Origin of the sequence: Methylocystis sp. (assembly GCF_051061285.1) — a bacterium.
Classification (GTDB): domain Bacteria; phylum Pseudomonadota; class Alphaproteobacteria; order Rhizobiales; family Beijerinckiaceae; genus Methylocystis.
Map to the genome: position 1 here is coordinate 125,609 of NZ_JBPFEA010000006.1, position 21,820 is coordinate 147,428.

Below are 21,820 nucleotides of genomic sequence, written 5' to 3' on the forward strand. Positions count from 1 at the left end.
CCAATATTCAATCGTCAGAATTCCAATCGTCAGGAAGGGGCCGGCCCACGCCGGCCTTTTCATGTCAAGCGCGCGCCGCTCACCAGCCGTAATCGAAATACTGACCGATTTCATTGTAGCGCTGCGGATCTTGCAGCGAGAAATCCTGCTGCTCCAAGAAGTAATTGTCGTTGGCGTAACGATTGGGCTGCAGATTTCCCTTCGCCGCGTCCGGCGCCGCGCCGTCGTCGAGCCAGTCTTTGCCGGTCGTCAGATTATGCGGCAGAGGAATCGGAAAATCATCGCCCTGCGTCGCGGTGACCTGCCCTGTCGCGACGGGCGCGCGTTGTTTCGATTTCGCCAGGGCGTCGCTCGAAGCAAGCGCGCAAATCAACGCGAGGCCCAACGCCATTGTCAAAGACTTACGCATTTTCGAACTCCGTTTCGCGTCAAGCGACCACTCTAGCTGGATCGCCCGCCGTATTGCTAGTGTCGGAAGTGGCGCACGCCGGTGAAAACCATGGCGAGACCCTGCGCGTCCGCCGCGGCGATCACGTCCTTATCATTCATAGAGCCGCCGGGCTGGATGACGGCCGTCACGCCTGCCTCCGCCGCAGCCAGCAATCCGTCGGCGAAGGGAAAGAAAGCATCGGAAGCGACGACGGCCCCTTCCGCGAGACTTGTCGTTGACCCCGCCGCGCGCGCGGCCTCTTGCGCCTTATGCGCGGCGATGCGCGATGAGTCGACGCGTGACATTTGTCCGGCGCCGATTCCTACCGTGGCGGCTCCCTTCGCGTAGACGATAGCGTTCGACTTGACGTGTTTCACGACGCGGAAAGCGAATTTGAGATCCGCGAGCTCCTCGGCCGTCGGCTGGCGCTTCGTCACAACTCGCAGATTCATCTCATCGACGACGGCGCTGTCGCGCGATTGCGCAAGAAAGCCGCCCGAAACTGAGCGATAGGTCAAGCCGGCCGCGCGCGCATCTGGAACGCCGCCGGTCAACAGCAGACGCAGATTCTTCTTGGCGCCGATGATCGAAATCGACTCTTCGTCGGCGTCTGGCGCGATGATCACCTCAGTGAAAATCTTGACGATCTCGCGCGCCGCGTCGGCGTCGAGCTTGCGATTGAGCGCGACGATGCCGCCGAAGGCGGACATCGGATCGCAGCGCAGCGCCTTGGCGTAGGCTTCGACAACAGTCGCGCCTTCGGCGACGCCGCAAGGATTGGCGTGTTTGACGATGACGACGGCCGCGGTGCGCGTCGGATCGAATTCCGCGACGCATTCGAAGGCTGCGTCGGTATCATTGACGTTGTTGTAAGAGAGCTGTTTGCCCTGAATCTGGCGCGCCGTGGCGACGCCCGGCCGCTTCTCGCCGGTGAGATAGAAGCCCGCGGATTGATGCGGGTTTTCGCCGTAGCGCATCGGCTCGGCGAGTCGTCCGCCGAAGGCGCGTAGCGGCGGCGAGGCTTCGCCGATCTGCTGCGCGAGCCAATTGGAGATCGCGGCGTCATAGGCGGCGGTGCGCGCGAACGCCTTCTGCGCGAGCCGCCGACGCGTCGCGAGCCGCGTTGCGCCCTTCGTCGTCGCGAGCTCCTCGACGAGCATCGCGTAATCATCGGAATCGACGACGACGGCGACGTCGTCGTGATTCTTCGACGCGGCGCGGATCATCGCCGGCCCGCCAATGTCGATGTTTTCGACGCATTCTTCGAACGGGGCGCCTTTCGCAAGCGCTGACTCGAAAGGGTAGAGATTGACGACGAGCAGATCGATCGGCCGGATGTCATGCGCAAGCATCGCCGCTTCATGTTCGGGATTCTCGCGGATCGCCAGAAGGCCGCCATGCACCTTGGGATGCAGAGTCTTCAGCCTTCCGTCCATCATCTCCGGAAACTGCGTGAGATCGGCCACATCGCGAACCGCAAGACCCGCCTCGGCGAGCGCTTTGCGCGTGCCGCCGGTGGAGACAAGCTCCACGCCATGCGTCGCCAGAACGCGCGCAAACTCGACAAGGCCGGTTTTGTCGGAAACGGAAATCAGCGCGCGCGCCACACGGCGCAAATCGACGGGCATTGCATACTCCTAACTCGCGCCGCGCTTATCATACCTTGCCGCCGGGAGGAACCTGCTCGCCGGCGCGCCGCCGGAAGCTCCAAGCGATCTCGGCCCCAGGAGCCGCCGCCCCTCGCACAATGATTTGGGCGCATTTGCGCGCGCCGCCGGGCGCGGCGAAAAAAATACTGTCTTCGATTTCGGGCGTCAGGTCTTGCGCTTCAAAGATGAGGAGTTCGCCATCGGCGAGCGTGAGCTCGATTGCGCCGTCGGCGTTCGGCGCGATGCGCACGCGCGGATGAATGTGAAAGCGCAGGGCGAAATCGCTCGCTGGCGCATGACTTCCGCCGCGCTCCGCAGCGATGAGCCGATCGACGCCCAGGAGAGCGGCGCCATCGGCCGGAAGGGTCAGTTCGCGCTGATGGACAAGGCCGAAATCGCGCACATAGCCGTCATGCGACAAAAGGAGCGTCGTCTCGCCGTCGAGACGGCGGCGCTCGACCTCGGTGTTGCGCGGGCCGCCAAGAACGCGCCCGGCGCGCCGGCGCGGCGCGCTCTGCGGCGCGATGCGGGCGCTGGAGCGGTCGCCGAGGACGAGCGTCGAATGCGCGGCGGTGGCGCGCGCCAGTTCACGGGCGTCGAGATGCGGCGCCGAGGGAGCGCCGCAATTGACGACGACCCGCTCGATTCCAAGCGAATATTCGAAAGACAGGCAGCCCGCGTGCGCGCATAGGGAAAATTCGAAAGGCGGCGGCCCGCCGGCGTCGACGAGGACGAGCGCGTCGCCAGCCTCCATGCGCTGATAACCGGCGTATGGGGCGTTGACGGGCGGCGCGCCGCGCGTGTCCTCGTGGGCGAGCGCGCTCGCCAGCCGGTCCAGCGCCGTCGCGCCCATGCCGTTGAACAGCGCCAGCGATCCGTCGCCATGCTGCAGCATCCGCAGCATCGGCATCATCCGGTCGATGGCGCGCAGGACGGCGGACGGCGTTTGCAGGCCGCGCGCCGCAATCACCTGCCGCAACGGCAACAGGTCGAGCAACAGGTCGACCGCGACCTGCGGATTGCGGCTGACATGGCCGCCATCGATGAGGATCTGGCGGTCGAGCTCCGCACTGAGCGCGCGCGACACATGCGGGGCGATTTTGCGGCCGGTGTCGGCGCAAACGGCGAATTCGGCAAGCGCGATGGCGCAGAAGGCGCGATCGGCGCCGCGCGCGCCATCGCCGGCCAGCGCCCGCCACAACAGCCGGGCGTTGCGCGCGAGCGCCAGCATGAACGCGTCATAAAAATCGACGTCGGCGCCGTCGAGCAGCGTCGGCGACTGCGAGAGAAATGAGAGGAGGCGCCGCGCGACGACGGCAGGCTCCATCGCCGGATCGTCAGCCGGCATTTTCGGAAGCGAAAGAAAATCCGCGACAAGCTCCTGCGCAGTGGCCAAGGCCACCCTGTTGTCCGAGGCCTGCAAATGCCGCAGCCAGGAGAAGCCTGCGAGGGAGCGCCGCCAGCATTCGGAAGGCGCGGCGATCAGAAAAGGCGATACGCCCCGCGCCTGTACGGTTTTGCCGTCGAAGGAGAAATAGCCGGCGTAAATCTGGTCGGCGACGGTCGAATCGGTGGTTCTGATGTCGGGAGGCGCGATGCGCAGCCGCTCCGGCGGCGCGATCGCCATCGACTTCATGAGGTGATAGGGCGCGGCGGCGCCTCGCGCGAAGGCCCCCGCCGCCCGCGCCGCGGAAACGCTCGCCAGCCGAACCCGATCCCGCAACATGATGGCGCTCAGTGGGCGTCCTCCGACAGCGGCTTTCGCGCGATAGATCCCCACCGGCAACGCGCCGACCGGCAATATCAAACCCCGCCGTCCGCTTATAGTCCAAATTTCCGTGACTTCCGAATGAGATCGCGCCGGCTTTGGCGCTACGCCATTGCATGCGAAAGGGGGAAAATGGCAATGTCGCGCCTCTTTTTTTAGGAGGCTTCGCCCATGCCGCTTTATACGATCGACGGAATCGCGCCGCGCCTACCGGCCCCCGGCCGGTTCTTCGTGGCTCCAGGCGCGCACGTCATCGGCCGCGTCGCGCTGGAGGAGGACGCCAATGTCTGGTTCGGCTGCGTGCTGCGTGGCGACAATGAGTGGATCACGGTCGGCGCCCGCACCAATATTCAGGAAAACAGCGTTCTCCACACCGACATGGGCTTTCCGCTCGTGATCGGGCCGGACTGCACGATCGGCCATGGCGTCATTCTGCATAGCTGCATCATCGGCGAAGCGACGTTGATCGGCATGGGCGCGACAATCCTCAATGGCGCGAAGATCGGCGCGAACTGCCTCGTCGGCGCCAATGCGCTGGTCACCGAAGGCAAGGAATTCCCGGACTTTTCGCTGATCGTCGGCTCGCCCGCCAAGGCGATCCGCACGCTCGACGAAGCGGCCCGCGACCGTCATCTCGACTCGGCGAAACATTATGTGGAGAACGGCCAACGCTACGCGAGCGGGCTGACGCTGATCGGCTGAAAGCGGCCTCACCGCGACACATACAGCGGGGCGCTGGTCGCCGGGCTGATCGCCACCCAGGCGTTCTGATTTTGCTGCGACTGACGCTTGACGAAGCGATAGGGAACGCGCGTCCAGGGCCGCATCTCGTTGGAAAGATTGTCGAGCACGAATTCGCCGCGATTGGTCTTGACCGTCAGGACCGAATGGCCGTCGCCGTTCTTCTCCTTCACCACCGTGAGCAGCAGCGCCTGCCGGGGAAAGCCTTCCTCGATCAGCATGCGGCGCTTTAAGAGCGCGAAATCCTCGCAGTCGCCTTTGCCGTCGCTGGGATAATCCCACTGATCGACCGCGCCCCAGTGCTCGGCGTCGGCGATCGGGTCGATATTCTCATTCACCCAGGCGTTGATGCGCGCGATCTTGCGGTAAACGGCGGCGGTGAGTTCGACATCCTGCGGCGCGGTTTCCTCGTTCTGGCATTCGCCCCGGTAGCGCTGGCAGAAGTCCACCCAGCCGTAAGGCACGCTTGTTTCGGGGCCGAGCGTGGCGAAGGTCGCGGTTTCGGGTCCAGCGAAACTTTTTGCATTGACGGCGACAAGCGCCGCGCCCGCCATCCCGAGAGCCACAACCGCCTTGCTAACGATGCCCAACATAACCCGCCTCCGTGACATGAGGCGAGGTTAGTTTTCTTGTTTTGCTGTCGATGAAAGTATTTCAGCCGCATTTTATCCGAATGCGTTCAGATTTTCCTGCGTCGTTGGTAAGTATAATTTCGTCTTATGGGAATGCATAAAATTTGATGTGATCTCCTATCACACTGAACTGCAACACATTTTTAGCCGCCTGGCGTCTCGTTTCCGGCCCTTCCGGCAAACCACACTTAAGCTTCGAGGAACGCCGGTTAATATACGACCGTGCTGGCGGTTAACGCGCCCGCTCGGCGCGAAAATTTTTTTAGCGCGTGTGACGGCGCGCCTTCGTGGAAGCGCAAATTCGTCACAGAGGTTTACGCGCTGGCCGAGGAATGGGACCGTCACGAGACCGGCTGACGCCCAGTTGGCGAGCAGGAAGCGGGCGAGCGCATTCCCGCGCGAATGCGTATAGCGTCGAAAAGAACAATCGGCCTTGGAGCGGATCTTGGAGAAGCAGCGGCTTGAAGCCTTCAGCGACGGCGTCATTGCGATCATCATCACGATCATGGTGCTCGAACTGAAGCCGCCGCATGAAGCGAGCTTCGCGGCGCTCGCGCAGCTCGCCCCGGTCTTTTTCAGCTATGTTTTGAGTTTCGCCTATATCGCAATCTACTGGAACAATCACCATCACCTGCTGCAGGCCTCGTCGCATGTGACAGGCCGGGTGCTGTGGGCCAATGTCCATTTGCTGTTCTGGCTGTCTCTCATTCCCTTCGCCAGCGCCTGGATGGCGGAGAACCATTTTGCTGGAGCGACGGTCGCGGTCTATGGCGCAGCGCTGCTGGCGCCGGCGATCGCCTATTTCATCCTCAGCCGAATGCTTCTGAAGACGCACGGACCCGAGTCGACGCTCGCGCGCGCGCTCGGCGTTGACGTCAAAGGCAAGGTCTCGGTGCTGTTTTATCTTCTCGCCATCGGGCTGACGTTCATCGATCCGCGAATTTCGCTGGCGATTTACGTGCTCGTGGCGTTGATGTGGCTTGCGCCAGATCCGAGAATCGAGCGCATTCTCACCGAGAAGCAACGAAGCGAAGCCGAACGGTAGAGCGCTTCCCGATCACATGGAATCATGTAATCGATAGGGAATCGCTCAAAATCAAAATGTTGGAGCAGGTTCTCATCGAAAAAGTCTGTCAACTTTTTCGGAACCTGCGCTAACGGTAAAGCCAGGCGTTGCGCGCCTGCATGCCGCCTCCGCCGAGCGCGCGGATCGCAAGATTGCGGGCGGCGGCCGGCAGTCCGCGCATATGGAAATAACCGCCCTGGCGACGCGAGACGCGCACGACCCGCTCGGCGCGGGGAAGCCTCGCATCCTCATAGGCGGCGAAGGCGGTTTCCACCGTCTCGCCCAATCGCATGAAGGCTTCCCCCAAAGCGTCGGCGTCTTCGATCGCCTGCGCCGCGCCCTGCGCCAGAAAGGGGACCATCGGATGCGCGGCGTCGCCGAGGAGCGTCACCGGTCCCTGCGTCCAGTGTTCCAGGGCCGGCCGCGTGAACAAAGGCCAATGCCGCCAAGAGGCGCCGGCTTCGATCAAGTCGCGCAGTTCTGCCGCGAATTTACGCGGCGCGAGTCGGCGCGCGAGCGCCGCGCCGTCAAGCGACAGGCTTGACGCGGCGTCCTCGGCCTCCGGCGGCGCTTCGATGATGACGACGGCGTTGATCAGCGAGGCGTCGCGCAGCGGATAATGCACGACATGGGCGCCCGGCAGCAGCCAGAGATTGGACGCGCGCGCGCGCAGCGCCGCCGGAACGCTCTCGGCGGGCAGAGTCGCGCGCCAGGCGACGCAGCCGGAATAGACGGGCGCGTCGCGCTCGGACGGAACGAGATGGCCGCGCACGCTCGAGCGCACGCCGTCGGCGCCGATCAGGCCCGCCGCCTCGATTTCCTCGACGCCGTCCTGGGTGTGCACGCGAAGGCGAACGCCTCGGGCGGTCGCTTCGAAATCGCCGACGCGGGCGCCGGCGCGGACATGAGTCTGCGGATTGTCCAGCGCCGCCTGCAGCAGCGCGCCCTGCAAATCGGCGCGGTGGAAAAGCCGGAACGGCGCGCCCCAGCGGGTCCTTGCGGCGGAAAGGTCAAGGCGCGCCAGAACTGCGCCGTCCCGCCCGCGGCGGATATTGATGGCCTCGGGCTCCAGAGCGACGGCGCCGAGGGCGGGCTCGAGCCCGAGCTTGGCGAGGATGCGCCCGGCGTTCGGCGCGATCTGCAGTCCCGCGCCGACCTCGTCGATCCGAGCAGCGCGCTCGAGCACCAGCGCGCGCTTGCCGGCGCGCGCCAGCGACAGGGCCGCGGCGAGGCCGCCAATGCCTGCGCCGGCGATGACGATCGGCGCGTTCACCCGCGATCTTCTATCAGACGGCGGTGTCTTCAGAGATGCGATAGACGCATTCGGCCGGGTCGGCGCCGCCGCGCAGCGCCGGCTCGTAGACGTAATGCGTCGAGCAATAGGGGCAGATCGCCTCCGAGCCCGCGCCCATGTCGAGATAGACATGCGGATGGTCGAAGGGCGGGAGCGCCCCGATGCACATGAATTCCTTGGCCCCGATCCTGATCTGCGCGACGCCGGGCTGATTGTGGAAATGGGGCGTGTAATGCTGGGCCATGATCCGCTCCTTGAGAGGCGCCGGGGCGGCGGGAACTGTCCCGCCCCTATAATCCAGCGGGCGTGCGTTGGATAGGGGCTTAGCTCAGGGGTTTAGCTCTTGGGCCGTTCCAAGTCCGAGACGCCCAGAGTTTTCAGTCGCGCGCGTTCTTCTTCACTGAGCGCCTTGGCGGGCGCGGCGGGGAAGCCTGCGCGTCGCCGCGCCGCCATCCAGATGGCGGCGGCGCCGGCGAGTAGCGCGATCAGCGGCGCGGCCCAGAGCAGCAGCGTGCCGGGCTTCACCGGCGGGCGGAGCAGCACGAAATCGCCATAGCGGGCATGGACGAATTCGCGCACCTGCGCGTCGCTCATCCCCTCCTTGAGCTTTTCGCGCACGAGCACGCGCAAATCCTTGGCGAGCGAGGCGTCGGAATCGTCGATCGACTGGTTCTGGCAGACGAGGCAGCGCAGCTCGGTGGTGATCGCCCGCGCCCGCGCTTCGAGCGCCGGATCGGCAAGCCTTTCGGCGGGCGTGACGGCGTGGGCGGCGAGCGGCAAGAGGAAGAGCGCAATAAACAAAATGGGGGCGCGCCCCCTCTCCCGGAGGGAGAGGGTGGCCCGGCGAAGCCGGGTCGGGTGAGGGGTTACGCCCTGCTCTTCAAAACCCTGTACGGTTCGTGCGACCGGCCGCGAAATTTTGCGAATAGGATACCCCTCACCCGGTCGCCTCCGGCGACCACCCTCTCCCGATGGGAGAGGGGCGCGCGAACCTACGTCATTCGCTGAAAGTCGGCTCATTCCGCCGGCTCCAGGGCTGGCGCAGCGGCGCGGCGGGCGACGCCGATGCGCAGACGCCGGTCGGCGAGCGACAGCGCGCCGCCCAAGGCCATGACCAGCGCGCCGATCCAGATCAGCGTCACCAGCGGCTTCCAGTACAGCCGCGCGTCGATCGTTCCATCCTCATGCGACTCGCCGATCGCGGCATAGACCTGGCCGAGGCCGAGCGTGACGATGCCCGCCTCCGAGCGCGACATGCGCCGCGCCTGATAGAAGCGCTTCGCCGGTTCGATCGTCGCGAGCGTCGCGCCGTCCTTGCGCACCGCCATCACCGCATAGACTTCCGAATAATTCGGTCCCTGGCGCGGCGAAACAGATTCGATGCCGATCTGATAGGGACCAACGTCATAGAAGCTCGCGGGCTTCATCGCGACGATGGTCTCGACGCCCCAGCCGGTCGCGGCGAGGCCAAGCAGCGTCAACCCCATGCCGGCATGAGCGATCGACGTGCCGAAGACGGACAGCGGCAGACCGGCGAACCGCTTCAAGCTCGCGCGCCCCGAGGTCCCCCGCACGCGCAGCGCAAGATCGCTCAAGGCGCCGACGACGAGATAGATCGCGATGCCGGCGGTAACGATGGAGAGGAAGGGCGTTCCGTACCAGGCGCCGAAAGCGGCCGTCGCAACGACGCCGACAACGAAGGCGATACGCAGCCGCTGCAAGGCGGCGGCGAGATCGCCGCGCTTCCAGGAGAGCATCTGGCCGATCGGCATCAACAAGGCGAGCGGCAGCGCGATCGGAACCAGCACGGTGTTGAAGAAAGGCGCGCCGACCGAAATCTTCTCGCCGGTGATCGCTTCGAGCGCCAGCGGATAGAGCGTGCCGACGACCACCGTCGCGCAGCACGCCGAAAGCAGCAGATTGTTGAGGACGAGCGCGCCTTCCCGCGAGATCGGCGAAAACAGGCCGCCGACGGGCAGCGCGCCGGCCCGCAGCGCAAACAGCGCGAGCGCGCCGCCGATGAAGAAGACCAGAATGGCGAGGATGAACACGCCGCGGTCGGGATCGCTCGCGAAGGCATGCACTGAGGTGAGCACGCCGGAGCGCACGAGGAACGTGCCGAGCAGAGAGAGCGAGAAGGCGAGGATCGCGAGAAAGATCGTCCAGACCTTCAGCGCCTCGCGCTTTTCCATCACGGCGGCGCTGTGCACGAGCGCGGTGCCGGCGATCCAGGGCATCAGCGAGGCGTTCTCGACCGGGTCCCAGAACCAGAAGCCGCCCCAGCCGAGCGTATAATAGGCCCAGTACGACCCCATCGCGATGCCGAGCGTCAGCGCGATCCAGGCGAAGAGAGTCCAGGGGCGAATGACCCGCGCCCAGCCGGCGTCGATGCGCCCGCCGATGAGCGCGGCGGCGGCGAAGGAGAATACGATCGAAAAGCCGACATAGCCGAGATAGAGCAGCGGCGGATGGATCGCGAGGCCGGGGTCCTGCAGGATCGGGTTGAGGTCGCGACCCTCCCACGGCGCCGGCGCGACGCGCGCGAATGGATTTGAGGTGAGCAGAATGAAAAGAAGAAAGGCCGCGCCGAGCAGGCCCTGCACGGCGAGCGCGTCGGCGCGCAGCCGGTCGGCCATCGACGTCGAGAAAATTGCGATCAGCGCGCCGCATAGCGAGAGAACGAGCACCCACAAAAGCATCGAGCCTTCGTGGTTTCCCCAGACGCCGGAGATTTTATAGATGAACGGCTTCAGCGAATGGGAATTCTCGATGACATTGACGAGCGAGAAATCGGAAACGACATGGGCGTAGGTCAGCGCGCCGTAGGAGAGCGCGACGAACAGGAATTGCGTGATCGCCGCAGGGCGCGCGACGCGCATCAGCGCGGCGTCATTCAAGCGAGCGCCGATGAAGGGGATGGCGAATTGCGCCAACGCCAGCGCCAGCGCCAGAACAAGCGCGTAATGTCCGGTTTCAACGATCATGCGAGGCTCGCGCGAATACCCTCTCCCATCGGGAGAGGGTCGGTCCGCAGGACCGGGGTGAGGGGTAACAATCTTTGGCGTCTTTCGCCGCCCTGATGTTCAGCGCCGCAACCCCTCACCCGGCCACTGCGCGGCCACCCTCTCCCGAAGGGAGAGGGCTGACGCGACCTTTCTTGACGCGCGCGAATATTGCTCACTTCGCGTCTCCCTGCCAGACGCCCTGCTTCTTCAAGGCGTCGGCGACGTCGCGTGGCATGTAGCGTTCGTCGTGCTTGGCGAGCACGCTGTCGGCCCGAAAGGCTCCGTCAGGCTGCAGCACGCCATCGACGACGACCCCCTGCCCTTCGCGGAAGAGATCCGGCAGTAGGCCTGTGTAGGACACCGTAAGATCGCTCGTCTTGTCGGTGACAGTGAAGCGCACATCTTGGCCATTCTTAACCACCGTGCCTTCCTTCACCAGTCCGCCGATGCGCAGCCGCGCACCGGAGGCCGTTTGCTTCTTCGCAAGCTCCGACGGCGTGTAGAAGAATACGATATTGTCGCGCAGCGCGAACAACATAAGCCCGGCGGCGAGGCCAAGAATCGCCATCGCTCCGGCAATCAACGTCAGCCGCTTTCCCTTACGCGTCATTATTCAGATCGCTCCCGTACGGCCACGCATGGCCGCTCTCGCGAAGAGGCAAAACGTCTAGCCTCCGATATTCAGCTCCTTCGCCAGCGCCTCGATGCGGGCCATGTCGTCCTGTTTGCTGGCGAGCGCCTTGCGCGCCTCGGTCACGGCCTTTTTGGCCTTTTCGGTCTCGGCGAGGACGCTATAGGCGCGAATGAGCTTTAGCCATCCCTCGACGTCGTCGCCCTTGGACTCGAGCCGCGAGGCAAGACGATCCACCATGCCGCGGATCATCGCCTGACGCTGATCGGCGGGCATCGCCGCGATCGCTTTACCCTGCTCGCTCGACGGCCCGCGCGCGACGACCGGCGGATTCGCCTCGCCGCGCAGAATGGCGAGTTGGGCGTTGACAGCCTTCAGATAAGCGGCGTCGGCCGGCGCGTCAGCAGCCATCTTGGAAAAGATGGCGATCGCCTTGTCCTTCTCGCCGGCCTGCGCCGCGGCGAGTCCAAGATAATACAGCGCCTCTGGCGCCGCCGCATCGAGCGCGAGCGCCGCCTCGAAATCTTTCTTGGCTTGGGGCGTCACCACGCCTTGAGCGACGACGACGCGCGCTTCGCCGAGCGCCGCATGTCGCGCCGCGGTTGCGCCCAAAAGTCGCAGCGCTTCCGAATAGGCGTGGACGGCGTCTTGGCCGCGCCCTGTGCGCAGCAGATATGGCGCGATGACTTCGAAGCCGCGGCCGTCTTCGGGATGCTCGCGCAAATGCTGTTCGATGCGCGCGACGGCGCCGGAGAGGTCATTGCGGTCCGGCGCGGAGTCGAGCCGCGCCGTCAGCGGCATGTCCGGCATGTCGGAATGGCCGAGCCGCGCATAAAGCATCAGCGCGACGGCGGGTATGACCACGATGGCCGCGAGCGCCGCGGCGAGCGCGAGTTTGCGCGAGGCGACGACCCTCGCCTTTGGCTCGGCTTCCGCGCGCAGCAGTCGGCGCGCCGCCTCGGTCTTCGCGGCGTCAGCGTCCGGCGCGTCGAGGCGCCCCTCCTCGCGCTCGCGCTCGATTTCGGCGATCTGCTCCTCGAAGAACGCAACGTCGGCGGCGCTTTCATCCTGCGCCCCATTCCGCATGGCGAGCGGCGCCAGCACCGCCATCACCGCGGCGCCGGTCAGCAAGGCGAAGATAAGCCAGATCATGCCTGCTCTTTAAGGCTTTGCGCTCCCTATTGGAAGGGCGGCCGTTGCCCGTTCGCGCCCGTCCATCGATATTGCCGCCAGGGAGGCATTGTGATCACGCGGCTCACGATTTCCGGCTATCGATCCATTCGCGATCTGGTCCTTGCGCCGGGGCGGCTCACGATCGTGACTGGCGCCAATGGCGCGGGCGAGTCCAGCCTCTATCTCGCCGGCCGTCACGGTAAGACTTGACTGACAGGCGCGCCTCATCGGAACTGCGCTGGATCCCGTCATGCGAGACCTCATGCTCCGAGACCCTCATGCTCATCTCCAACACGCCATCGATCGAACAGCTTTGATCTCGCAGGTCACTGGCGCCGCCTTCCTGCTTGCAGCCGAGGCGCAGCTCTTGTCGGTGCTCGTCTCACGGTTGGAGCGCATCGTCGATCGTTCGAGAAGCATCGACCGAACGGACAGTGACAGCGCCGAATACGCCGATGTGAAATCTGAACTGCGGATCCTCAGAAGGCGCGGCTTGCTGATGCATTACGCCATGTATTGGAGCGTGGCGAGCTGTATCGTGACGAGCGTTCTCGTCATCGTCAGCTTCGGGGCGGCTTACCTTCCTGTACGCCACGAGTATGGCGCGGGATTGCTGTTCGCCCTGGCGATGGCGCTCTTCACCGCCGCGCTGATCGCCTTCGCGAGAGAATTGCAGCTCGGATATATTGAGATTAGCGGCGGCGCTATGCCTCCCCAAACACCCGCGCGAAAATCGCGTCCACATGTTTGAAGTGATAAGAGAGGTCGAAGAGCGCGTCCAACTCTGACGGCGACAATTTCGCGCTCACGTCCTTGTCCTGTCGAAGCAGAGCGCGGAAATCCCCCTCGCCACGCCAAACCGGCATGGCGTTACGCTGCACCATGGCGTAGGCGTCTTCGCGCGAAACGCCTTTTTGGGTCAGCGCCAGAAGCACGCGCTGCGAATGAATGAGTCCGCCGAGCTTCTCCAGATTCTTGCGCATATTTTCGGGATAGACGACGAGATTGTCGATCACGCTCGTCAAACGCGCCAGCGCGAAGTCCAGAGTGACCGTCGCGTCAGGCCCGATCATGCGCTCGACGGAAGAATGCGAAATATCTCGCTCGTGCCAAAGCGCGACGTTTTCCATCGCGGGGATCGCCATGCCGCGCACCAGCCGCGCGAGGCCGGTCAGATTCTCGGTCAGCACCGGATTGCGTTTATGCGGCATGGCGGAAGAGCCCTTCTGCCCGGGGGAAAAATATTCCTCCGCCTCAAGCACCTCGGTGCGCTGAAGATGCCGGATTTCAATGGCGAGCCGTTCGACCGACGACGCCACGACGGCGAGCGTCGCAAAATAAGCCGCATGGCGGTCGCGCGGAATGACCTGCGTCGAGATCGGCTCGGGCGTAAGGCCCATCTTATGGGCGACATAGTCTTCGACGCGCGGATCGATATTGGCGAAAGTGCCGACGGCGCCTGAAATCGCGCAGGTCGATATTTCCCGGCGCGCCTCGACCAGCCGCTCCCGCGCGCGGGTGAATTCGGCATAGGCCTGCGCCAGTTTCAGCCCGAACGTCGTCGGCTCGGCGTGAATGCCGTGCGAGCGTCCGATCGTCGGCGTGTATTTGTGTTCGTACGCTCGCGTTTTGAGCGCCGACAGCAGCGCGTCGACGTCGGCGATCAGCAGATCCGCGGCGCGCGACAATTGCACGGCAAGACAAGTATCGAGCACGTCCGAAGACGTCATGCCCTGATGCACGAAGCGCGACTCGGCGCCGATGAATTCGGCGAGATGGGTCAAAAAGGCGATCACGTCATGCTTCGTCACCCGTTCGATCTCGTCGATTCGCGCGACGTCGAAGGTGACGAAATCCGCTTTGTCCCAGATCGCCTTGGCGCTCTCCCGGGGGATGACGCCAATCTCGGCGAGCGCGTCGCAGGCGTAGGCCTCGATCTCGAACCAGATGCGAAACCGCGTCTGCGGCTCCCAAATCACGGTCATCTCGGGTCTGGAATAGCGGGGGATCATCCGGCGCGCCTTGAAAATTTGAGGAAGAGAGAGGCGCCTAGCATGCGCGTTGCATCAAAGTCCATATATGGGCTGATCAGGTGGGAGGATTCATGCAGTCGACGGATGTCGTCGTTCTTGGCGCCGGAATTGTCGGGGTGAGCGCCGCGCTGCATTTGCAGGCCCGCGGCCGCGACGTCGCGCTCATCGATCGCGCCGGCACCGTGGGTCAGGAGACGAGCTTCGGCAACGCCGGCTTGATCGAACGCTCTTCGCTCATCCCCTATCTGTTCCCGCGCGATCCGGCGAAGCTCATCAAATATGCGCTGAACCTTCTCCCTGAGGCGCATTACCATTTCTCGGCGCTCCCGGCGGTGGGGCCATGGCTCCTGCGCTATTGGCGCGAGAGCGCGCCTGAACGGGTGCGGCGGAATATCGAAGCGCGGCGCCCGCTGATCGAACACAGCCTGAGCGAGCATGAGGCGCTGATCCAGCAGGCAGGCGCCGGCGAGCTGCTGCGCAGGACCGGCTGGATCAAGCTGCATCGCGGGGAGGCGACTCTGGCGCATGGCGTCGCCGACGCCGAGCGGCTGCGCGCCTATGGCTTACATATTGATACGCTCGACGCCGCCGGAGTCGCTTCGCTGGAGCCCGATCTCGCCCCGATCATGGGCGGTATCCATTACCGTGACACCGCCGCGATCATCGATCCCGCCGCGCTCTCGAAAGCCTACGCCGATCTGTTTGTCTCACGCGGCGGCCAGTTTCTTTCCGGAGACGCGCGCAGCCTTTCGCAAGAGCCGGATGGGCGTTGGCGCGTCGAGACGGCGAACGGGCCGCTCGTCGCGGGCGCGGCGGTGGCGGCGCTCGGCCCCTGGTCGGACGCCATCTACGGACCGCTCGGCTACCGCATTCCGCTTGGCTGGAAGCGCGGCTACCACATGCATTACGCCGCGAAGGACGGCGCAAAGCTCAATCATCCGATCCTCGACGCCGACGTCGGTTATCTTTTGGCGCCGATGCGGCGCGGCGTCCGGCTGACGAGCGGCGCCGAATTCGCCCGCCGCGACGCGCCGCCGACGCCGGTGCAGATCGAGGTTTGCGAACCGACGGCGCGCCGATTGTTTCCGCTGGCGGAGCGGCTGGACCCGGAACCCTGGCGCGGCGCGCGGCCCTGCCTGCCCGACATGCTGCCGATCGTCGGTCCGGCGCCGCGTCATCGCGGACTATGGTTCGATTTCGGCCATGCGCATCATGGGCTGACGCTTGGGCCGGTTTCCGGCCGGCTCCTCGCCGACATGATGACGGGCGAACAACCCTTCATCGATCCCGCGCCCTATCGCGCCGATCGCTTCTGATCTTTCCGCGCGCGGTTTTGTGAGATTTTCGCGAGCCTATTCGGCGCCGACAAGTTTAAGCGCGCGATCCAAAACCCGCACCACCCTCGAAAGATCATGGCCGCGCCGAAGCACGAGCCCCGTCGCTGCGATCACGGCATAGGCGCCTTGTCGACGCGAAAGCGCAGGATCCTTTTCGATTCGATACAGCGGCGCCTCGCTTGCGCGCCGAAAAATCGAGAACACGGCCTTCGCCGGCGTGAAGTCGATGGCATAGTCGCGCCATTCCCCCTGCGCGACTTTCGCTCCATAAACATTGAAGATGACGTTGAGTTCGGGGCGGCTGAACGAAACCGCCGCGCCGCGCTTGTCTCCCCGGGCCTGCGCCGCTTCCGGCGAAGCGCCGTTCACGACGACGAGCGCGGGTCGAACCCGGCTGGGCTCCGTCGTCTCCGACTCCGCCATGCGTCCGCTCTCCTCGATCTCTCTTAACCATGTTGGCCCGCAAGAATGCGCCGGGCAAGACTTAATGACTGGTTTACGACGAGAATCTTCGCGTCCTTGCGCGCTGATAAGATTTGGCTGGGAAGAATCATACTTTCGCCGACTTGGCGCCCCTTGCCAGCCAAACGCGCCGCCCAAAATGAAGTTCATTGCCTCGACAGCTCGAGGCCACGCGTTTTCGGTTTCGTCAGCCCCCCAGCCCCCCGAAGCGTGTGGTTCCGAGATATAGAGGTCGTGGCGATGGTCGGGCCGGCCGGGAGTTTCGCTCCCGCGCCGGCTCGTCTAGCTTTAGCGGGCTGCCTATCCGCCTTTAGCGGCCCCGCGGCGGCGCCCCGCCGCCGAGGCTCTTGCAAATTCCGCAACAATGACGAACTCAAGAGCCGCCGTCGCGTCGAGCGCGACGTGCCTTCTCTTTTTCTTTTCATCGGAGAGAACATGACCGACGACGCCGCATCCGTCGCCGCCGCGGCTCCCGCCGCCGATCCGCAAACCGCCGCCGACTTCGGTTTTGAGGCCGACGTCGCGCGGCTGCTCGAGCTGATGACGCACTCCGTCTATTCGGAGCGCGACGTCTTTCTACGGGAACTCGTCTCGAACGCCGCCGACGCCTGCGAAAAGCTGCGTTACGAGGCGCTTTCCGACGAAAAACTCGCCGCGCAAGCCGCCGCGCCGCTGGTCACGATCTCACTCGATAAGGAGAAGCGCACGCTGGCGATCGCCGACAATGGCGTGGGCATGTCGCGCGAGGAGCTGATCAGCGCCCTCGGCACCATCGCCAATTCGGGAACGCGCGCCTTTCTCGACAAGCTCGGGAAGGAGAAGGACGCCGGCTTCATCGGCCAGTTCGGCGTCGGCTTCTACTCCGCCTTCATGGTCGCCGACCGCGTCGAGGTCGCGACGCGGCGCGCCGGCCAGGATCAGGCCTGGCTGTGGAGTTCAGACGGCAAGGGCTCCTATCAGATCGCGGCTCTGCCGCTCGAAGCGGCGCCCGCCGTCGGCGCCCGCGTCACGCTGCATCTCAACGCCGAGAGCGATGAATTTCTCGACGGCTGGCGGGTTGAAAGCGTCGTGCGCGAGCACTCGGGCGCGATCACCGCGCCGATTGATCTCATCGCGGCGCCGGGCGAAGAGCCTCGGCGAATCGCCGAAGGCGTCGCCCTGTGGACGAAGCCCAAGTCCGAAATCACGCATGAGCAATATGTCGACTTCTATCGGCAATTGTCCGGTCAGCTGGACGAGCCCGCGCTGATCGCCCACTGGCGCGCCGAAGGACGCACCGAATATACGGTGCTCGCCTTTGTTCCTGGGACGCGGCCCTTCGATCTCTTCGACCCGGCGCGAAAGAGCAAATCCAAGCTGTATGTGCGGCGCGTGCTGATCTCGCGCGACATGGAGCTGCTGCCCGCCTGGCTGCGGTTCATGCGCATCGTCGTCGACAGCGCCGACATTCCGCTCAATGTCTCGCGCGAGATGGTGCAGAAAAGCCCCGTCGCCGGCGCGATCGGCAAGGCTATCGCAACGCGCATTTTGCAGGAACTCAAGAAGCTCGCCGACGCCGAGCCGGAAAAATTCGCGGACGTGTGGAAGAATTTCGGCTCGGTGATCAAGGAGGGGCTGCATGAAGACCCGAGCCGCCGCGACGCTCTGTTCGAAATTGCGCGGTTCGCCTCGACGAAGTCCGAGGAAAAAACCCGCACGCTCAGGGATTACGTCGCCGATCTGAGGGAAAATCAGACCGCGATCTATTATCTTGTCGGCGACGATATGAAGCGGCTGCGCGCCAGCCCGCAGCTTGAAGGCTTCCAGGCGAGAGGCGTCGAGGTGCTGCTTCTCGACGACGCGGTCGACGCCTTCTGGGTGACGAGCGCGCTCGGCTACGAGGGCAAGCCGTTCAAATCCGTCACGCAGGGCCAGGCCGACATCGACGCGGTCGCGCTCATCGACGAGGCGAAGACGGACACCGAGGCGCCCGCCGACGTCGCCGACCTGCTGGCGGCCCTCAAGGAGACGCTTGCCGAATATGTCGACGACGTGCGCGCCTCGACGCGGTTGACCGACAGCGCCGTTTGCCTGGTGGCGCCCGATACTGGATTTGATCGCCAATTGTCCCGCCTTCTGGCCGAACATGGACAACAGGCGGCCTTCGGAAAGCCAGTTTTGGAGATCAACCCGAGGCATGAAGCGATCGTCGCGCTGGCGACGGCCTTGCGCACAAAGGGGCGCGAAGCGACGCGCGACGAACAGCTCCTCCTGCTCGATCTCGCCCGCGTCGCCGACGGCGAGCATCCCATCGACGCAGCGGCTTTCGCAAAAAGGCTGACGGCGCTTCTCGCCAGCCGGGGGTAGAGATGAGTCTGGGCGCGAGGAAGGCCGCAACGAGCGATCCGCTGACGCGCGCCCAGGCGATCGCGACAGTTGCGGACTATCTCGGCGCGCGGGGGGTCGACGACGCGCAGGAGGACGCGCGCGTTCTGCTGCGCGCCGCCACAGGGCTAACGCGGCTCGAACTCGCCATGACGCCGCGCGCGCCGCTTTCTCAGGAGGAGGCGCGCGCCCTCTCCCGCTATGCGGCGCGACGGGCCGCCCGTGAGCCGGTGTCGCGCATTCTTGGAGAGCGCGGATTCTGGACGCTCGACCTCGCAGTCGCGCCGTCAGTGCTCGATCCGCGGCCCGACACCGAAACGCTGGTCGAGACGGCGTTGCGCTTCGTTGCGGAACGGCGCGACGCGCCGCTCTCGATTCTTGATCTCGGCGCCGGCTCGGGCGCTATCGCCTGCGCACTTCTCAGCGAGCTTCCGGCCGCGCGCGCCGTCGCCGTCGATCTCTCGGAGGACGCCTGCGCGGCGACCGCCGCAAATCTCGCCCGTTGCGGCCTGTCGGACCGCGCGGTGGTTGTGCGCGGCCGCTGGGCGGAGGCGCTTCAGGGGCGTTTCGACCTCATCGTGTCCAATCCCCCATACGTGCGCACGGAGGACATCGCAGGGCTCGATCCCGAGGTGCGGCTCCATGATCCGGCGCTGGCGCTCGACGGCGGGTCCGACGGGCTCGAGCGGTATCGGGAGATCATCGGCGACCTGCCGCGGCTTATTGACGAGGACACGGTCATCGTGTTCGAAGTCGGCTTCGATCAAGCTGCCAGCGTCGCGGCGCTGTTGGACGCCCAGGGCTTCAAAATCGAGCGTGTGGCGCGCGACATTGCAGGCCACGAGAGGGTTGTCGCGGCGCGGCTTTACCCGTCAAGGCCGTGACATATTGGCGACAGTGACCCCTTTTTTGGCCCCTCTCGCCGCGCTCGGCCTTGTTGGGGGCCACCCCCTCCACTATAGTCATCCCAGGTCCAACCGATCGCCAACTTCGAGAGTGAACTCGAAACGCTTTGGCTCCGCTTCGCGAACGGCAGCCCGAAACGACCGGCCAGGAGCAACGTCGAAATCGACATGAAAGCGCCGGAGTGAAGACCACTTCGATTGTCGGGGGCGTTGTGGTCCGTTAGGCAGGCATGCAGTCGCGTTGGACATCAAGCAGTTGCGCTGAGGGGAATTGGCGCAGAGCGACGTGGGGCCGCCGATTGCGGCCGACTTGAGGAAATCGACTCGCGCACAGCGTTATCGAAGCTTGAGGTCCGAAACGGATTGCTGTCGCCTGTCCGTTGGCGCATGCGCCGGGCGAAGGAATTTAGCGGCGACGTTGTTGGGAACGCCGCGCAGGCGGGGCCGAGCGCAGCAAGATTTCGGGGAGTTTGATGAGACCAGGGCAAAACAAGAGAATGCGCGGACGGAGCAACAACCGCAAGGGGCCCAATCCGCTTACACGATCCTATGAGTCGAATGGCCCCGACGTGAAGATCCGCGGCACGGCTCAGCATGTCGCCGAAAAATATCTTCAACTCGCGCGCGACGCGCAGTCTTCCGGCGACACGATCATGGCAGAGAGCCTGCTGCAGCATGCGGAGCACTATTTCCGGCTGATCGCCGCCGCGCAGCAACAGCAGCAAGTCAACGGCTATGGGCGCCCGCAGCTGGAAGCGGAAATCGACACCTCCGAGGACGATGACGATTTCGCCCCGCTTCCGGACCGTTTCGCGCCGCTCGCCGAACGGCTGCCGGCCCCGGCCTTCCAGCCGCCGCCGCCGTTCGCGCCGCAACCGCAGCCGCAGCCGCATTTTTCGCAGTCGCAGCCGCAGCCCCAGCCTTTCGAGGAGCGCCCGATCGGCGAAATGCGCGCCGGCGAACGCGCCGAGCGTCCTGAGCGGCAGCAGCGGCCGGAACGACCGCCGTTTAACCGGGACCGCAACGCCGAAGGCGGGGACCGTCCTCGCCACCAGGGATATGAGCGCGGCCGCGACCGCCGCTTCCAGCCGCGCCCCGAGGCCAGCGCCGCCGAGAGCGAAGCAGGGACGGCGCTTCCTTCATTCATCACCGCGCCAGTGGCGCGCGCCGCCCCTCCCAGCGAGAGCGCGGGAGCGGAACCCGTTCTCGAGCGCGAGAATGCGCCGCGTGAACACGAGGGCGGAGTCAATTATCATTTGAGTTCACGCCGGCGCCGGCGCCCGCGCCCGCCGATGGATGACGTCGCCGGCGGCGCACGGGACGATGACGCGCCGCAGGTGGGCGAACTTCCGCTCGAGCCAGATCGGTTCTAGAGCGGGTTCCGAAAAAGTTGACAGACTTTTTCGACGAGAACCTGCTCCAACATTTTGATGTTGTGCGATTCCTTATCGATCACATGAGTCCATGTGATCGGGAAGCGCTCAAGGGGCTTCGGGGTCGAAGCTGATCGCGTCGCCGGCCTTGATCCGGCCACCCTCGATCACCCGCGCGTAAACGCCGCAATCAATGTGGCCGAAGTTCTGGCGCAGCGTCTGAACGAGATCCATGTCGCGCCGCCCCGTGCCCGGCTCTATGCCGGTCGCCGCGCAGCGATCGGTCATTTTGAGCACCTCGAGCCGGGCGCCGCCGATCGACAGGGTTCGCCCCAGGAGCGCCGCTTCGGCCCATGCGCCGATGTCTGCGACATAGAGATTGGCGCGAAACCGCAGCGGATCGAGTGCGGCCCCCTGCGCCTGCGCAATCGCCGCGACGCTCGCCAAATTGACGATTGAGACAAATCCCGACTTTGAATCCGTGAAGCGAAAGCCGTCGGGCGCAGCCAGAAGCCGCACGCGGCCCCGGATTTCCGGCCCAAGAAAGCCGGTGAGGAAGGCCTCGATGGCGCCGCGCCCTTCGGCGGACCGCAAATCTCCTCGCGCGACCTCGCGCCCTGCCCTGGCGATCGTCAATGCGCCTGTCGCCTCGTCGTAACGCGTCGCAAGACCCGCAAGCGCGCCATTCCTCATCAGCATCAGGAATTTGATCTTGGGCTGATGCTCGGGCGCGGCGGGATCGAAGCCTGAAGGGCCGTTTTCCAGCGCAAACAGCCGATCTCCCGGAAAATAATCGCCAGTCCTCAGATCGGCGGCGTCCAGCGGCTCGGGCGAGAGGCCTTTGACGGGATAGCGGTAGAGAGTGGCGAGTCGCATGGACGTCCCTGTTTCGATGACAAGTCGAGGCGGTTTGCCTACACCCGCCCGCCCGTTAGGAAAACAGACTCGGCCATCGCC

At 64.9% G+C, this 21,820-nt stretch carries 20 protein-coding genes and 1 pseudogene; 8 read left to right on the top strand and 13 right to left on the bottom strand.

Going from position 1 to position 21,820, the window contains the following annotated elements:
* Window positions 1–79: 79 nt before the first annotated feature.
* Genes ACR65T_RS01530 through ACR65T_RS01540 form a run of 3 tightly spaced genes read right to left on the bottom strand, consistent with a single transcriptional unit; the run spans window position 80 to window position 3,805 of the window.
* Complete coding sequence (locus tag ACR65T_RS01530; RefSeq protein WP_434494824.1) at window positions 80–409, bottom strand: cellulose-binding protein; 330 nt, start codon at window positions 407–409, stop codon at window positions 80–82.
* Window positions 410–465: 56 nt separating this feature from the next.
* Window positions 466–2,058 (bottom strand): bifunctional phosphoribosylaminoimidazolecarboxamide formyltransferase/IMP cyclohydrolase, encoded by a 1,593-nt coding sequence (gene purH / locus ACR65T_RS01535; protein WP_434494825.1) that lies wholly within the window; start codon window positions 2,056–2,058, stop codon window positions 466–468.
* Between the two features lie 28 nt (window positions 2,059–2,086).
* On the bottom strand, window positions 2,087–3,805 hold the full coding sequence (locus ACR65T_RS01540; protein WP_434494826.1) for a heparinase II/III family protein: 1,719 nt from the start codon (window positions 3,803–3,805) through the stop codon (window positions 2,087–2,089).
* Between the two features lie 213 nt (window positions 3,806–4,018).
* On the opposite strand from ACR65T_RS01540, the gene ACR65T_RS01545 reads away from it, so the two are divergent.
* A complete protein-coding gene (locus tag ACR65T_RS01545; RefSeq protein ID WP_434494827.1) occupies window positions 4,019–4,549 on the top strand; it encodes a gamma carbonic anhydrase family protein in 531 nt (176 codons plus the stop codon).
* Between the two features lie 8 nt (window positions 4,550–4,557).
* Here ACR65T_RS01545 and ACR65T_RS01550 read toward each other — a convergent pair whose 3' ends face one another.
* The gene (locus tag ACR65T_RS01550; RefSeq protein WP_434494828.1) at window positions 4,558–5,181 is read right to left on the bottom strand and encodes a transglutaminase-like cysteine peptidase; all 624 of its coding nucleotides are present in this window, start codon (window positions 5,179–5,181) and stop codon (window positions 4,558–4,560) included.
* A 484-nt stretch (window positions 5,182–5,665) separates the two neighbouring features.
* Between ACR65T_RS01550 and ACR65T_RS01555 the strand changes: the two genes are divergently transcribed.
* Window positions 5,666–6,265: a TMEM175 family protein gene (locus tag ACR65T_RS01555; RefSeq protein WP_434494829.1), complete on the top strand. Its 600-nt coding sequence runs from the start codon at window positions 5,666–5,668 to the stop codon at window positions 6,263–6,265.
* 109 nt (window positions 6,266–6,374) lie between these two features.
* On the opposite strand, the gene ACR65T_RS01560 is transcribed toward ACR65T_RS01555, so the two are convergent.
* From ACR65T_RS01560 to ccmI, 6 genes are all read right to left on the bottom strand, one after another.
* The gene (locus ACR65T_RS01560; protein WP_434494830.1) at window positions 6,375–7,559 is read right to left on the bottom strand and encodes an FAD-dependent monooxygenase; all 1,185 of its coding nucleotides are present in this window, start codon (window positions 7,557–7,559) and stop codon (window positions 6,375–6,377) included.
* 13 nt (window positions 7,560–7,572) lie between these two features.
* The gene (locus ACR65T_RS01565; protein ID WP_434494831.1) at window positions 7,573–7,824 is read right to left on the bottom strand and encodes a zinc-finger domain-containing protein; all 252 of its coding nucleotides are present in this window, start codon (window positions 7,822–7,824) and stop codon (window positions 7,573–7,575) included.
* A 92-nt stretch (window positions 7,825–7,916) separates the two neighbouring features.
* Window positions 7,917–8,381 (bottom strand): cytochrome c-type biogenesis protein, encoded by a 465-nt coding sequence (locus ACR65T_RS01570; RefSeq protein WP_434494832.1) that lies wholly within the window; start codon window positions 8,379–8,381, stop codon window positions 7,917–7,919.
* 215 nt (window positions 8,382–8,596) lie between these two features.
* Window positions 8,597–10,564, bottom strand: coding sequence for a heme lyase CcmF/NrfE family subunit (locus ACR65T_RS01575; RefSeq protein WP_434494833.1), 1,968 nt, complete (start codon window positions 10,562–10,564; stop codon window positions 8,597–8,599).
* Window positions 10,565–10,757: 193 nt separating this feature from the next.
* A complete protein-coding gene (ccmE, locus tag ACR65T_RS01580) occupies window positions 10,758–11,195 on the bottom strand; it encodes a cytochrome c maturation protein CcmE (protein WP_434494834.1) in 438 nt (145 codons plus the stop codon).
* A 57-nt stretch (window positions 11,196–11,252) separates the two neighbouring features.
* Window positions 11,253–12,368: a c-type cytochrome biogenesis protein CcmI gene (gene ccmI / locus ACR65T_RS01585; protein ID WP_434494835.1), complete on the bottom strand. Its 1,116-nt coding sequence runs from the start codon at window positions 12,366–12,368 to the stop codon at window positions 11,253–11,255.
* Between the two features lie 90 nt (window positions 12,369–12,458).
* On the opposite strand from ccmI, the pseudogene ACR65T_RS01590 reads away from it, so the two are divergent.
* Both ACR65T_RS01590 and ACR65T_RS01595 read left to right on the top strand, forming a co-directional pair.
* Window positions 12,459–12,584, top strand: a pseudogene (locus ACR65T_RS01590) (AAA family ATPase); the annotation flags it as partial.
* 67 nt (window positions 12,585–12,651) lie between these two features.
* On the top strand, window positions 12,652–13,140 hold the full coding sequence (locus ACR65T_RS01595; protein WP_434494836.1) for a DUF2721 domain-containing protein: 489 nt from the start codon (window positions 12,652–12,654) through the stop codon (window positions 13,138–13,140).
* On the opposite strand, the gene purB is transcribed toward ACR65T_RS01595, so the two are convergent.
* Complete coding sequence (gene purB, locus ACR65T_RS01600; protein ID WP_434494837.1) at window positions 13,094–14,401, bottom strand: adenylosuccinate lyase; 1,308 nt, start codon at window positions 14,399–14,401, stop codon at window positions 13,094–13,096. The genes ACR65T_RS01595 and purB overlap by 47 nt on opposite strands.
* 92 nt (window positions 14,402–14,493) lie before the next feature.
* On the opposite strand from purB, the gene ACR65T_RS01605 reads away from it, so the two are divergent.
* On the top strand, window positions 14,494–15,738 hold the full coding sequence (locus tag ACR65T_RS01605) for an NAD(P)/FAD-dependent oxidoreductase (RefSeq protein ID WP_434494838.1): 1,245 nt from the start codon (window positions 14,494–14,496) through the stop codon (window positions 15,736–15,738).
* 36 nt (window positions 15,739–15,774) lie between these two features.
* Here ACR65T_RS01605 and ACR65T_RS01610 read toward each other — a convergent pair whose 3' ends face one another.
* Window positions 15,775–16,182, bottom strand: coding sequence for a DUF2794 domain-containing protein (locus ACR65T_RS01610; RefSeq protein WP_434494839.1), 408 nt, complete (start codon window positions 16,180–16,182; stop codon window positions 15,775–15,777).
* A 474-nt stretch (window positions 16,183–16,656) separates the two neighbouring features.
* Here ACR65T_RS01610 and htpG point away from each other — a divergent pair, with 474 nt between their 5' ends.
* The 3 genes from htpG to ACR65T_RS01625 all read left to right on the top strand — a co-directional run bounded on the left by htpG (window position 16,657) and on the right by ACR65T_RS01625 (window position 20,863).
* Window positions 16,657–18,567 carry a molecular chaperone HtpG gene (gene htpG / locus ACR65T_RS01615; protein ID WP_434494840.1) on the top strand — a complete coding sequence of 637 codons (1,911 nt, stop codon included), beginning with the start codon at window positions 16,657–16,659 and terminating at the stop codon, window positions 18,565–18,567.
* 2 nt (window positions 18,568–18,569) lie between these two features.
* A complete protein-coding gene (gene prmC, locus ACR65T_RS01620; protein WP_434494841.1) occupies window positions 18,570–19,469 on the top strand; it encodes a peptide chain release factor N(5)-glutamine methyltransferase in 900 nt (299 codons plus the stop codon).
* A 518-nt stretch (window positions 19,470–19,987) separates the two neighbouring features.
* Window positions 19,988–20,863 (top strand): DUF4167 domain-containing protein, encoded by an 876-nt coding sequence (locus ACR65T_RS01625; RefSeq protein WP_434494842.1) that lies wholly within the window; start codon window positions 19,988–19,990, stop codon window positions 20,861–20,863.
* Window positions 20,864–20,971: 108 nt separating this feature from the next.
* On the opposite strand, the gene ACR65T_RS01630 is transcribed toward ACR65T_RS01625, so the two are convergent.
* The gene (locus ACR65T_RS01630; RefSeq protein WP_434494843.1) at window positions 20,972–21,739 is read right to left on the bottom strand and encodes an MOSC domain-containing protein; all 768 of its coding nucleotides are present in this window, start codon (window positions 21,737–21,739) and stop codon (window positions 20,972–20,974) included.
* Window positions 21,740–21,820 lie beyond the last annotated feature (81 nt).